The sequence below is a fragment of the Streptomyces sp. NBC_00683 genome, assembly GCF_036226745.1.
Classification (GTDB): Bacteria; Actinomycetota; Actinomycetes; order Streptomycetales; family Streptomycetaceae; genus Streptomyces.
In genome coordinates this window covers 3080610-3093282 of sequence record NZ_CP109013.1, presented here as the reverse complement: position 1 = coordinate 3093282, position 12673 = coordinate 3080610, and the positions used below count along the sequence as shown (strand labels likewise).

General features: G+C 69.9%; 15 protein-coding genes. 11 read left to right on the top strand and 4 right to left on the bottom strand.

Annotated elements, in window-relative coordinates; all coding sequences use genetic code 11:
* Positions 1-9 precede the first annotated feature (9 nt).
* The 4 genes from OG257_RS13530 (at position 10) to OG257_RS13515 (ending at position 1614) form a co-directional block, all read left to right on the top strand.
* Entirely contained in the window at positions 10-333 is a 324-nt protein-coding gene (locus OG257_RS13530; RefSeq protein WP_329207613.1) for a hypothetical protein, read from the top strand.
* Positions 334-504: 171 nt separating this feature from the next.
* Entirely contained in the window at positions 505-882 is a 378-nt protein-coding gene (locus tag OG257_RS13525) for a WhiB family transcriptional regulator (protein WP_329207612.1), read from the top strand.
* Entirely contained in the window at positions 879-1238 is a 360-nt protein-coding gene (locus tag OG257_RS13520; RefSeq protein ID WP_329207610.1) for a hypothetical protein, read from the top strand. The genes OG257_RS13525 and OG257_RS13520 overlap by 4 nt, the downstream gene beginning before the upstream one ends.
* Positions 1239-1410: 172 nt before the next feature.
* Entirely contained in the window at positions 1411-1614 is a 204-nt protein-coding gene (locus OG257_RS13515; protein WP_329207608.1) for a hypothetical protein, read from the top strand.
* A 27-nt stretch (positions 1615-1641) separates the two neighbouring features.
* On the opposite strand, the gene OG257_RS13510 is transcribed toward OG257_RS13515, so the two are convergent.
* Together OG257_RS13510 and OG257_RS13505 are read right to left on the bottom strand one after the other, a co-directional pair.
* Positions 1642-3135, bottom strand: coding sequence for an ABC1 kinase family protein (locus OG257_RS13510; protein ID WP_329207606.1), 1494 nt, complete (start codon positions 3133-3135; stop codon positions 1642-1644).
* A gap of 64 nt (positions 3136-3199) precedes the next feature.
* Complete coding sequence (locus OG257_RS13505) at positions 3200-4345, bottom strand: ThiF family adenylyltransferase (RefSeq protein WP_329207605.1); 1146 nt, start codon at positions 4343-4345, stop codon at positions 3200-3202.
* 210 nt (positions 4346-4555) lie between these two features.
* On the opposite strand from OG257_RS13505, the gene OG257_RS13500 reads away from it, so the two are divergent.
* The 4 genes from OG257_RS13500 to OG257_RS13485 all read left to right on the top strand — a co-directional run bounded on the left by OG257_RS13500 (position 4556) and on the right by OG257_RS13485 (position 8363).
* The gene (locus tag OG257_RS13500; protein ID WP_329207603.1) at positions 4556-5179 is read left to right on the top strand and encodes a M48 metallopeptidase family protein; all 624 of its coding nucleotides are present in this window, start codon (positions 4556-4558) and stop codon (positions 5177-5179) included.
* Between the two features lie 107 nt (positions 5180-5286).
* Entirely contained in the window at positions 5287-6897 is a 1611-nt protein-coding gene (locus tag OG257_RS13495; RefSeq protein WP_329207601.1) for a TerD family protein, read from the top strand.
* Between the two features lie 11 nt (positions 6898-6908).
* The gene (locus tag OG257_RS13490) at positions 6909-7589 is read left to right on the top strand and encodes an AIM24 family protein (protein ID WP_329207599.1); all 681 of its coding nucleotides are present in this window, start codon (positions 6909-6911) and stop codon (positions 7587-7589) included.
* Positions 7590-7607: 18 nt separating this feature from the next.
* Positions 7608-8363 (top strand): AIM24 family protein, encoded by a 756-nt coding sequence (locus tag OG257_RS13485; RefSeq protein WP_329207597.1) that lies wholly within the window; start codon positions 7608-7610, stop codon positions 8361-8363.
* Positions 8364-8433: 70 nt separating this feature from the next.
* Here the strand turns inward: OG257_RS13485 and OG257_RS13480 are convergent, their stop codons facing one another.
* The gene (locus tag OG257_RS13480) at positions 8434-8979 is read right to left on the bottom strand and encodes an NUDIX hydrolase (protein ID WP_329207595.1); all 546 of its coding nucleotides are present in this window, start codon (positions 8977-8979) and stop codon (positions 8434-8436) included.
* Positions 8976-10433 (bottom strand): zinc-dependent metalloprotease, encoded by a 1458-nt coding sequence (locus OG257_RS13475; RefSeq protein ID WP_329207594.1) that lies wholly within the window; start codon positions 10431-10433, stop codon positions 8976-8978. Before OG257_RS13475 ends, OG257_RS13480 begins: the two co-directional genes overlap by 4 nt.
* Positions 10434-10624: 191 nt before the next feature.
* Between OG257_RS13475 and OG257_RS13470 the strand changes: the two genes are divergently transcribed.
* The 3 genes from OG257_RS13470 (at position 10625) to OG257_RS13460 (ending at position 12668) form a co-directional block, all read left to right on the top strand.
* Positions 10625-11767: an SDR family oxidoreductase gene (locus OG257_RS13470; protein ID WP_329207592.1), complete on the top strand. Its 1143-nt coding sequence runs from the start codon at positions 10625-10627 to the stop codon at positions 11765-11767.
* Positions 11768-11908: 141 nt separating this feature from the next.
* Positions 11909-12370: a molybdenum cofactor biosynthesis protein MoaE gene (locus OG257_RS13465; protein ID WP_329207590.1), complete on the top strand. Its 462-nt coding sequence runs from the start codon at positions 11909-11911 to the stop codon at positions 12368-12370.
* Between the two features lie 127 nt (positions 12371-12497).
* Entirely contained in the window at positions 12498-12668 is a 171-nt protein-coding gene (locus tag OG257_RS13460; protein WP_329207588.1) for a hypothetical protein, read from the top strand.
* Positions 12669-12673 lie beyond the last annotated feature (5 nt).

The window sequence follows — 12673 nt, the reverse complement described above, 5'->3', positions numbered from 1 at the left end:
GCGATTCCTGTGATCAGCATTATCAACACCGTCAAAATGACCGATCCGTCGGTCGCCTCCGCCTGCTCGCTCGGCTTCGCCTGCTCTTCGGAACTTTCGCTTCGTACCACCGGTGTGTCCGGCGTCTCCGTCGGCAGCCCGCTGTCCCTGGCGAGCCTGCCCGTCCGGGAGCGCAATGAGCGACCGACCGAGGCACCGGCAGCAGCAGTAGCGAAGGGACAGGCTCGCGCCTATGCCTTTGCGGCCGTCGGTGCCGGAGCCAAGAAGCAGACGACACAGCACCACACGATGTGGGCCTTCCGTGGGCCTGAACCCTGGAGTGATCCAGCCTGATCCAGCATCAGGCCGGCGCCTTCAGGGCCGCGGAACCCCACTCGGGATCCGCGGCCCTTTTGTTTTGTCCGAACGGATGAGACGAGACGAAGGAGCCTCGGGACAGCAGGACCTGGTACCAGCCGCCAACCGGCCAACAGGCCGGCACGACCAGACGAGGACAACACCACCGTGCAAACCGAGACGCACGCCCCGTCCGTACCGCCTTCCGACACGATCACGCCGCCCGGCCTCACGGAGGACTCCACCTTGACCCCGCTCACCGCGCTCACCGCGCTCACCGCGCTCGACGACGCCATCGAGAACCTCGGCGTACCTGTCCCCTGCCGTTCGTACGACCCGGAGGTCTTCTTCGCCGAGACGCCGGCCGACGTCGAGTACGCCAAGTCCCTCTGCCGGACCTGTCCGCTCGTCGAGGCGTGTCTCGCCGGCGCCAAGGAGCGTCGCGAGCCGTGGGGCGTCTGGGGTGGCGAGCTCTTCGTCCAGGGCGTCGTCGTCGCCCGCAAGCGTCCGCGTGGCCGTCCGCGCAAGAACCCGGTCGCGGCGTGACCGCCGGCCTGGGGGTCATGTCCCCCGCACGAACAAAGCGCATCGGAACCATCGACCGTCCCCAGACCCATGACCCCCGAAATCAGGCACCAATGATCACCCCCACGAAGGAGCCCGTCGGCTCCGCGACCCCGGACGTCACCATCATCGGCGCGAACGACTCGCGTCAGAACAGGACCCGCGAAATGCAACTCATCCCAGAAGCCCTGGCCCGTGCGCATATGCACGACCGCCTGAGGGAAGCCGAGGTGGATCGCCAGGCAGTGCGCCTGGTGGCCGCCCGGCGGATGCAGCGCCGGGCGGAGCGTGCCTCGATGCGCGCCCGCCGTGCGCTCGCCATGGCGGTCATGCACTAACAGCGCCGCCAGCAGCACGATGTGGCCGCCGCGCGACGGCGGCACGGCTGCCGGGGCAACCGCTCTGCCCCTGGCGCAGCCACCCCACCCCTTCCGCGGGGCCGGTCCGAACAGGCCGGCCCCGCGGTGCGTTGTGCCGAGCCCGCCGGGCCGACGGGGATATCGTCGCGAGGTGGACGAGGAGACTGATCACCCGGCGCGGCCGGGTGCCGGGCAGGTGTCATGTGCCCGGTGCGGTGTCGTCGCCGATGGCGACACGGCACCCGTGACCTGGATCTGCTCCGTGGAGAACGGCAGACGCCAGTACATCTGCGAGGACTGTTCCCGCACCCATATCCGGTCGATCGAGGGCCGACTGGACTCCGACTGGTGGTGACCGGGGAGTGACGGGGAGGCCGCAGCGTCAGGAAAGGCTCCGGGCCTCGACCGCTGCGTCCTCCTGGCCGTACGCGCCCTCCAGATCGTCCTCGCCCACCTGATCGTCCTCGCTCTCCCGATCCGGCTCGTGCTCCAGGAGGAATCCCGGCAGCCAGGACTCCAGTTCGTCCCGCAGACGCACCGTGGCGCCGAGCTGGCACAACACACCGATGGTGCTCAGCGTGACGCGGTGTATCAGCAGGTAGGACGGCGGAAGGTTCATCTGCTTGCCCAGCTGGTGGGCGGGGGAGCGCGGGTCGGCGATGCGGGCGGCCTGACTGCGCAGCCAGGAGCGGGTGAAGGTGAACTCGTCCACCTGCGCCGGTTCGATGATCGGGAGGAGATAGTCGAGCACGGCGTCCGGTGCGAGCTCGATCGAGTCCTTGACGAACCCCGCCTCACGGAGCATCTGGTACACGGCCTCGGCATCACCGTCCAGCGTCATCCGCAGCGAGTCGCCGATGGTCCGCGGCAGTCCGCCCGGCAGCCGGTCCACCGTTCCGAAGTCCAGGACCCCCAGCCTCCACCTGCCGGCATCTCCGCCGGTGCTGCCGGCATCGGCGGCCTCATCTACGGCGGCCTCGACCTCGGTGTCCGCGCCCAGCGGAGGCAGCAGCCGGAAGTTGCCCGGATGGGGGTCGGCGTGGAGGAGACCGGTGCGTGCCGGCCCCGAGAACAGGAAGCGCGCGAGCAGCTGACCGGCCCGGTCCCTCTGGTCCGGAGTGCCGTCGGCGATCACTTCCGACAGAGGGATCCCGTCCATCCACTCGGTCACAAGGACCTGTTCGGACTGGTGCACCACTCCGGGGATCACCACATCGGGGTCGTCCTCGAACTCCGCCGCGTGCTCCTGCTGGGCCTGAGCCTCCAGCGCGTAGTCCAGCTCCTCCGAGACCCGGTCCCGCAGTTCCGTGATGAGCGGTTTGATGTCCATCCCGGGAATCAGCGGACCGAGCAGCCTCGCGAAGCGGCTGAGCTGGGTCAGATCCGAGAGCAGCGCCTCCCCCGCGCCCGGATACTGCACCTTCACGGCGACATCGCGTCCGTCGTGCCACACAGCGCGGTGCACCTGCCCGATCGACGCGGCTGCGGACGGCCGGTCCTCGAATTCGAGGAACAGTTCCCGCCAGTCCTCACCGAGCCGCTCGGCCAGCACCCCGTGGACGGTGCGGGTCGGCATCGGCGGAGCGGCCTCCTGCAGTTTGGTCAGTGCCGCCCTGTACGGGCCTGCGACATCTTCGGGCAGCGCCGACTCGAAGACGGACAGCGCCTGCCCGAGCTTCATGGCACCGCCCTTCAACTCGCCGAGGACCTTGAAGAGTTGATCCGCCGTGCGCTGTTGGACCTCGCGGGCGACGATCTCCGCGGACTTGCCGCCTATCCGCTTGCCCAGGCCCCACGTGGCACGCCCGGCGAAGCCGAGCGGCAGCGCGGCCAGCTTCGCGGTCCGGGTGACCGCCTTCCGGGGAAGATCAGACATGTGCCCCTCCAAGTCCCAGACTGCCGTGCCGCGTGAGTGTTCGGCCCTGCTCCGTCGGCGGCGGTCACCCCGCCATTGTGTCCTGTGCGGCGCCGGCCGCGGAGGTGAGCTCCCCCTCAGTCTGCCCGGCGGCGCCACAGGAGCAGTCGAGGTGCGCACCCAGCCGTTCGGCCCGCCACTCCAGCAGAGGAAGCGCGGCCTCCCACCGGGCACCGGTGACGGCCGGGAGCTCCCCGTCGAGAAAGGACAGCGCATGGGCTGCCGCGAGGCCGGCCACCGCCGTCGCCAGCCCCAGATCGCAGGCCGGCACCGTGCTGCGCCGCCCGGACTTCCACTGCGCCAGCATCCGCGGCCACTGCGGGTCCTGCTCCGCACGGTGCAGTGCCAGGCAGCCCGCACAGCCGGTGCCGCCCGGCAGCACCAGCGGACCGACCACCCCGGTGGCCTCGATCACTCCCGCGTAGAGATGCGGCGTACCCGAGGCGATCCAGGGTGCGGCGGTATCCGGATCGGGGGCGTAGACCGAGAGGCCGTCCCGCGGGGCCACCACGATCAGGGACAGGGCGGGCTCGCCGCTCGCCGGAGCGCCCGCTGTCTCCGCCTGCCGGGGAGGTCCGCCGGCCGCGGACCGGCGGACCAGCTGCCGGGCCGCGGAATCCCGCCGCTCCCCGACGGCGGCCGCCGGAAGACCGCCGGGTGCGATGTCCCACGGCTCGGTGCGGCCACCGTCGAGCACCTCGACCCGTCCCACTCCGGCCCCGGACAACACCGCGGCGATCGTGGCGCCGACCCTGCCCGCGCCCCGTACCTGGACCCGCATCGCACGCCGGGCCGCGAGCCTGCGCAGCCCGCTCCCGGGTTCCGGATGGACGACCGAAAGTGACGCGGCGTCGGGACGCTGCCGCTCCAGGGTCTCGGCCCGCCGGCGTAATGCGTCGGCTTCCGGACCGCCCGCACTCAAGTCGTCGAGCAGCCCCGCCTCCGTCAGACGTGATACCAGGATGTCCACATGACGGTCCGACAGATCGAGTGCCCCGGCTTCTTCGCGCAGCAGCGGGAGGCCGCGTGTTCCGTCGAGAAGTTCGAGGAAACTCCCGGTAGCGATATCCATCGGACCCAGCGTCACAGCATGCGCGGGCGTCACACCGAATTGCACGGTGTTCCGTCCGCGCCAGGCCCGGCGCAGCGCAGGTTTCAACATCGGATGCATGACTTCTCCCCGGTGGGTGTCGGGCTGCGCCGGTCGGTATCGGCCGGCGGCGGGATCCGTTGTCAGAATGCAACGCGGTGGCGAAACGTGCGGAAAGTTATCCACAGGCTGGGGCATTAGTCGTTCAAATGGTGCACGGCGAGAAGTGGATCAACGCCGAACCGTCCGGGAGGCAGGACTTCCCGCGCCGACAGCGGGTAACGTCATGGCGTGTCCGCCGACTCTTCACCCGGCCTCGCCGGGGAGACCCCCGTGCGCAGCGCCGGACGCCACCAGCGCAGCGCGGCCGCCCACCAGCCCGCCGCATCGGTGACGAGTGCGGTCGAGGTCCGCAGAAGCGCCCGGCGCAGCAGAACGGTCTCCGCGTACCGCGAGGGCGACCGCACGATCGTTCTCATTCCTGCCCGGATGTCGGAGGCGGAGGAGCAGCGCTGGGTCGGCGTGATGCTCGACAAGCTCGCCGCCCAGGAGAGCAAGCGGGTGATCGGCGACAGCGAGCTCGCCGAACGTGCCGAAGGGCTCTCCGCCCAGTACTTCGAGGGCCGGGCGCGCCCCGCATCGGTGCGGTGGGTGACCAATCAGAACACCCGCTGGGGCTCATGCACCCCGGCCGAGGGCAGCATTCGCCTCTCGCACCGCCTGCAGGGCATGCCGGAGTACGTCGTGGACTACGTCCTCCTCCATGAACTGGCCCACCTCCTGGTTCCCGGCCACGGTCCGCGCTTCTGGCGCCTGCTGGAGGCGTATCCGCGTACCGAACGGGCGCGTGGCTATCTCGAAGGTGTGGTGGCGGCCGAGCGGCTCCCGCATCTGCCCACCGCACGTGAAGAGTGACGTTCGGTGATTCTGTACCGGGTCTGTACCGGCTTAGCTCAAAGGCGTGGTTTGCGGTTAGCCTGACGCGACGCATTTACATTCGGGATGGGGGACGGTCGTTACGCATGGCCAGGGAATTCCAACGCGGCCACAAGGCCAAGATCAGTGATCTCACGCCAGGGACGGATCTGTACGTAGGTGTGCAGATCGCCGGCCCGGGCCTGACGTTCGACATCAGCTGCTTCGGTCTCGATGCCAATGAGCAGCTCTCGGACGACCGGTATTTCATCTTCTTCAACCAGCCGAAATCACCCGAGGAGTCCATTCAGCTGCTCGGCGCCCAGGCCGGCGACACCGAGTCCTTCCGCGTCACCCTCGACCGCATTCCGGCGAACATCCACAAGCTTTCGTTCACCGCGACTCTCGACGGTGCGGGGCAGATGTCGCAGGTCGGCCCCGGGTACATCCGGATCGTCGCCGGCGGCGAGGAAGTGGTGAAGTACGCCTTCACGGGCTCGGAGTTCACCACCGAGCGCGCGGTCATGCTGGGCGACTTCTACCTCAAGGACGTCTGGCGGTTCGCCGCAGTGGGCCAGGGCTTCGACGGCGGCCTGGACGCGCTGCTCAAGAACTTCGGCGGCGAGGTCGCCGAGGAGGCTCCGGCAGCACCGCAGCCACAGGGTGCGGCGCCGTCGTTCGCGCCGCCCGCCCAGGCCACCGCGCCCCCCGCTTTCGGCGCCCCGGCAGCGCCCCAAGCCCCGCAGCCCGCACCGTCGTTCGGGGCGCCCGCCGCGCCGCAGCAGCCGGTGCACGCCGCGCCGACGATCGCGGCCCCCCTGGCACCCCAGGCGCCGGCCCCGTACGGACAGCCGCCTCAGCAGCCGCAGTTCGGCCAGGTCCCGGGCCAGGCCGCGCCGCCGTACGGTCAGCAGCCCCCGGCTGCCCCGCCGTTCGGTCAGCAGCCGCCCGCCGCGCCGTTCGGCCAGCAGCCTCCGGCCCCGTTCGGGCAGCAGCCTCCGGGCATGCAGCCCGGAGCGCCCCAGGGGATGGTGCCCCAGGGTGTCCCGCAGGCCGGTGCAGGGCTGCAGGCAGCCCTGCAGCCGTACAAGGAGACGGCCACCGGACAGCGCTGGACCTCGCAGAACCAGCAGCTCATGCGCGTGGACCTGACCATGGGAGGGACACCTGTGCTCGCCCGTCAGGGCAGCATGGTGATGTACCAGGGGAAGGTCGACTTCGGCTACAAGGGCGCCGGTTTCGCGGGCCGCATGGTCGGTAACGCCACCGGCCAGGAAATGCAGCTGATGCGCTGTACGGGTCGTGGACAGGTCTTCCTCGCCGAGGAGGGATCGCATCTGCACCCCATCGAGCTGCAGGGTGACGGCATCTGCGTCTCGGCGGAGAGCGTCCTCGCCTTCGACGAGTCGCTGCAGTACGAGGTGCGCAGGATCGAAGGGCACGGGATTCCCGGCGGCGCCCTGTTCACCATGCAGTTCCAGGGCACGGGCACCGTCGTCGTCAAGACCCACGGTGTTCCGGTCGTCCTGCCGGTCACCCCGACCACGTTCGCCGACTGCAACGCGGTCGTGGCCTGGTCGGCGGCGTCCCAGGTGATCATCTCCAGCCAGGTCCGGCTGCGCCGCAACGCGTATCCGGGCCACAGCGGGGAGACCGTGAACCTCCAGTTCCGGGGAGCCCCCGGGAACTTCATCGTCGTCCAGCCCTACGAGGTCTGAGGGAGCCCGTCATGAATCAGCAACTCGCGGGCTTCGCCCCGACCCCCGTCACGGCCCGGATGGAGAACCACGGCCGCACGATGCTCAAGGTCGCCATGGCCTCCGGGCAGGACCTCTACGCACGTACCGGCTCGATGGTGGCCTACGAGGGCTTCATCCAGTACGAGCCCAACCCGCCCGCCGTCCGCCAGATCGCCTCGCAGTGGATCACCGGCGAGGGCGCGCCACTGATGAAGTGCGCCGGTGACGGGCTGCTGTACCTCGCCGACTACGGCGCCGATGTGGTCGTCATCAATCTCAACAACGACTCGCTGTCGGTCAACGGCACCAATCTCCTCGCCTTCGACGGCCACCTCACCTGGGGTGTGGAGCGGGTCAAGGGCCTGGCCAAGTTCGCAGGCCAGGGCCTGTGGAACGTTTGCGTCCAAGGCACCGGATGGGTCGCGATCACCTCGCGCGGCACGCCGATCGTCGTCGACTGCGGACGGGGCGAGGACGAGACCTACGTCGACCCCGACGCGCTCGTCGCGTGGTCCCCGAACCTGAAGGTCAAGGGCAAGCGCAGCTTCAAGGCGAGCTCGCTCATCGGGCGGGGCAGCGGAGAGGCCTACCAGATGGCCTTCTCGGGTCAGGGCATCGTCGTCGTCCAACCGAGCGAGGACAGTACCGACCGCCTGCGGATCCGGAACTGAGCGGGGGGAGAACACATCATGCAGAGTCCGCTTTTCAGCCACACCGAACAGCAGTCGCAGGACCGGTACACCGTCCAGAACCCGCAGCTCCTGCGGGTCTCGCTGACCGGTCATGACGACGTCCTCGCCCGCAAGGGAGCCATGGTCGCCTATCAGGGGCTCATGGAATTCGACGGCGAGTACCAGTCGCAGGGACAGCGCAACGCCCGCAGGAACACGGGCGAGGGCCTCGACCTGATGCGCTGCTCGGGCCAGGGAACGGTCTATCTGGCCAACCTCGCCCAGTACATCCACGTGGTCGACGTCGACCGCGAGGGCATGACGGTCGACAGCGCGTACGTCCTCGCCCTCGACTCGTCGCTGCACACCGAGGTCATCGCGGTGGACAGCCAGTACGGGATCTCGGGCACGGGCAAGTACCAGCTCAACATCTCCGGCACCGGCAAGGTCGCGCTGATGACCTCGGGCCAGCCGCTGATGATGCAGGTCACGCCCGACAAGTACGTGAACGCCGACGCCGACGCGATCGTTGCCTGGTCGAGTGGGCTGAGGGTGCAGATGCAGGCGCAGACGCACTCCTCCGGCGTTTTCCGGCGCCGCGGCAACACCGGGGAGGGCTGGGAGCTCAGCTTCCTGGGCCAGGGCTTCGCGCTCGTCCAGCCGAGTGAGGTACTGCCTCCGCAGAACGCGCAGATCGGCCAGGGCGCGGCCGCCCAGTTCGGCGTGGGACAGCACGGCGCCCACAGCCAGAACCAGAACAACGCCTGGAACTGAGTCACCCGGATCCGGCACAGGTAAGGGGCGGCCTCTGTAGAGGCCGCCCCTTACCTGTGCCCGCGCGGGACTACCGGCCCTGCTCCAGCCGTGCCCGGGTCCCTTCCACCAGCCGTACGACGGAGGCGTCCGCCACCCCGGCCACCTCGTCGTAGGGGAACCAGCGCAGATCGAGGGATTCCTCGCTGATCTGTTCCGTCGCGCCGGCGGGGGCCGTAGCCGCGTACTGGACGTCCAGGTGCCAGTGGCAGGGCGCCGGGATGGGGTGCCGGTCCAGCCGGACCGGCCCGCCGGGCAGCAGGGTGAGTCCCGCTATCCCGGACTCCTCCGTGGCCTCACGCATAGCCGCGGAAGCCAGGGTGGAGTCCTGCGGCTCGCAGTGGCCGCCCATCTGGAGCCACATCTGCAGCTTCCTGTGCAGCGTCAGCAGAACCCGGCCCCGCTCCGGATCGACCACCAGTGCGCTGGCTGTCAGATGCCCGGCCCCGCAGGCCTTCCACATGCCGTCCGGGTGCCCGGCCAGATGGTCCAGGTACGTCCGGCGCAGCTCGCTCTGGTCCTCCCGGTCCGTGTCGTAGCCCTTGAGTACGAGAACGGCGTCGTCGTGCAGGCTCACTTGTCGGTGTCGTCCTTGCCGTCGCTCTTCGAGTCGTCCGCGTCGTCCGCGTCGTCCGAGTCGTCCGAGTCGTCGGCCGCGGGCTTCTGCGGGCCCTTCGCGGCCTCGCCGAGCATCTTGTCCAGCTCGGAGAAGTCCAGCTGCTCGTGGTGCACGAACCCGTCCGGGTCGTCCAGGTCCTGGGCCGTCGGCAGCATGTCCGGGTGCTCCCACAGGCCGTCACGGCCGTCGACGCCCCGGGCGTCCGTGAGCGAGGCCCACAGCCTCGATGCGTCCCGCAGCCGGCGCGGACGCAGCTGGAGGCCGATGAGGGTGGCGAAGGTCTGCTCGGCGGGACCGCCGGACGCACGGCGCCTGCGCATCGTCTCGCGCAAGGCGTCCGCCGAGGTCAGCCGGGACTTCGCGGCCTCGTGCACCACGGCGTCCACCCAGCCCTCGACAAGGGCGAGCGCTGTCTCCAGGCGGGCGAGCGAGGCCTTCTGCTCAGGAGTGTCCTCCGGCTGGAACATGCCCTGCTGGAGCGCGTCCTGCAGCTGCTCGGGCTGCGTCGGGTCGAACTGGCCGACGACGTCCTCGAGCTTGCTGGTGTCGACCTTGATGCCGCGCGCGTAGGCCTCGACCGCACCGAACAGGTGCGAGCGCAGCCACGGAACGTGGGCGAAGAGCCGCTGGTGGGCGGCCTCACGCAGCGCGAGATACAGCCGCACCTCGTCCTGCGCGACGCTCAGGTCCTTGCCGAACCGCTCGATGTTCAGCGGGAGCAGCGCGGCCTTGCCGGCCGGGCCCAGGGGAAGGCCGATGTCCGTGGATCCGACGACTTCGCCCGCGAGCACGCCGACCGCCTGCCCGATCTGCTGACCGAACATGGCACCGCCCATGGAACGCATCATCCCGATCAGCGGGCCCGCCATGGCCTGCATCTCCTCGGGCAGGACGTCGCCCATGGCCAGCCCGACCCGCTCGGCCACCGGGTCCACCAGCTGCTGCCAGGCAGGAAGGGACGCCTCGACCCACTCCGCGCGGCTCCACGCCACCGTCGAGACGGAACCGGAGGGCAACGACGTCACGCCGTCCAGCCACAGATCCGCCAGGCGCAGCGCCTCGGCGACCGCCGACTGGTCCGACGGGCCGACGCTCGCGTCCTTGCTGCCGTCAGGAGTGCCCTGCGACACCGTCTGGCGGGCGATCTGCTTGGCCATGTCCCAGTTGACGGGGCCGCCCTCGTAGCTCAGCATCTGGCCGAGCTGCTGGAAGGCCGCTCCCAGGTCGTTCGGGTTCATCGTGCCGAACATCGCTGCGAACGGGTTGTCCCCGCCCGCGCCCGGCCCGATGCCGAACGGGTTCGCCGGCCCGCCCGAACCCTGCCCACCTCCGGTGGGGTCCTTCTTCTTGCCCTCGTCGCCGTTCTCCGGCTCCTCCGGCGGAAGGCCGAATCCGAATGGGGTGTCACTCACGGGTTTCCTCGGCTCGTAGGGCCGCCGGCTCGAACCGACGGCGACTGCCCGACATCACCATCCAGCGTAGACACCAAAGGCCGCTTAGGGCCTCAGTGCTCCGCCGGCTCCCGGCCTGCGGCAGGATGGACGCCACCTGGTACGTACGCGTCATTCGGGTACGTACTGAAGACAACCGCTGGAGACGCCCGGTGAGTTCCCCAGATCCGCAGGTTCGCGCAGCGCGAAACCTGGCCGACCCCTCGCCCGAGAGCAAGCCGACGAAGAATTCTTCCAGAAGCCGGGGCCCCGTCGTCGCGGTCACCGGTGCCGCGACCGGCGTCGGTGAGCTTCTCACCGCGCATCTCGCCGCATCCGACGAGATCAAGCAGGTCATCGCCATCGATGAGCGCCGGGGGGAGGTGCCCGAGGCCACATGGCACATCCTGGACGTACGGGACCCCGCCATCGCGGAGAAACTGCGCGGGGCGGATGTCGTCGTGCACCTGGCACTCGATCTCGACCTGGAGACCGACCCCGCGGCCCGTACCGCGTACAACGTACGCGGCACCCAGACCGTGCTGACGGCCGCGGCGGCCGTCGGGGTCCACCGGGTCGTGCTGTGCACCTCGGCGATGGTCTACGGCGCTCTTCCCGACAACGACATCCCGCTGTCCGAGGACGCCGAACTGCGCGCCACGGCGGAGGCCACCGGTGTCGGCGACCTGCTGGAGATCGAACGTCTCGGGCGCCGCGCCCCCCGTGCCCACCCCGGACTCAATGTCACGGTGGTACGCCCGACCGTCCTGGTCGGCGGCACGGACACCGCGCTGACCCGCTACTTCGAGTCGCCGAGGCTCCTGGTCGTCGCCGGATCACGCCCCGCCTGGCAGTTCTGCCATGTCGAGGACCTGGTCAGCGCCCTGGAGTACGCCGCACTGGAGAAGATCGACGGGGAGTTCGCGGTCGGCTGCGACGGCTGGCTGGAGCAGGAGGAGGTGGAGGAGCTCTCCGGCGTGCGCCGGATGGAGCTGCCGTCCGCCGTCGCCCTCGGCGCAGCGGCCCGGCTGCACCGGATCGGCCTCACCCCGTCCCCGGCGGGCGACCTCGCCTACACCATGCACCCCTGGGTGGTCAGCGTGAGCCGGCTCCACGACGTCGGCTGGCGGCCCCGGTGGACCAACGAGGAGGTCCTCGGAGCGCTCCTGGAAGAGGTGGAGGGCCGCCACACGGTCGCCGGCCGCCGCCTCGGCCGCAAGGACGCCACCGCGGCAGGTGCCGCGGGAGCCACGGTCGCCCTCCTCGGTACGGCGGCGCTGGTCCGCCGCGCCCGCAAGGCGCGCCGGCGCTTCTAGGAAGGCCCCGGGCCCCTCGTCTCCCCAGGCGCGCACCGGGCGCTCCCGGGGGGACCTGTAGGAGGCTCCAAGCAGCCCGGCCGGCCTGCTGGTCGAAAACGCTATTCCGCGATGTCAGCGCCGTGCGGCACGATGGGTCCCATGGCACGCACCCACGACCACCCCGGCGAGCAGGCAGCCCAGGACCCGATCCGGCTGCTGGAGATCAGGGAGACACCGCTCTCCGTCGACGAGATCTTCCGTGCGGTCGGCGACGACGCCGCCGGTGGCATCGCGCTCTTCGTCGGCACGGTGCGCAATCACGACGACGGACAGGACGTCGGCATGCTCGGCTACTCCTGCCATCCGAGCGCCCAGGACGAGCTGCGCAGAGTGGCGGAGAAGGTCGTCGCGCAGTTCCCGGTGAGGGCGCTGGCCGCCGTCCACCGGGTGGGTGAGCTGGGTGTAGGCGATCTGGCGGTGGTCGTCGCCGTCTCCTGCGCCCATCGGGGTGAGGCCTTCGAGGCCTGCCGCAAGCTGATCGACGACCTCAAGCACGAGGTTCCGATCTGGAAGCACCAGCGGTTCTCGGACGGCACCGAGGAGTGGGTCGGCGCCTGCTGAGCGCAAACCGCCCCAGGGGTGTTCAGCCCCGATTTGCGTAACCGCACCCCTGCCATGAGCGTTGGTCCTGCAGGTGGTTAATCTTCTGATCGTCAGTTGCGGTCGCTCATGGGGTAGGGAGGTCGTGATGGCAGCACTTGCTTGGCTTCTGATTCCGCTTTTCGCCGCTCTCGGCGCGGCGATATGGGGAGGGTGGGCAGCCCGCAATCGAACGACCGGCGATGTCACCGAACTCGCCGGCTACGCCAGGTTCCGTGAGGCGATGGAGAAGTCGGACTCCGGTTCCGAGGCGGTCTGAGACAG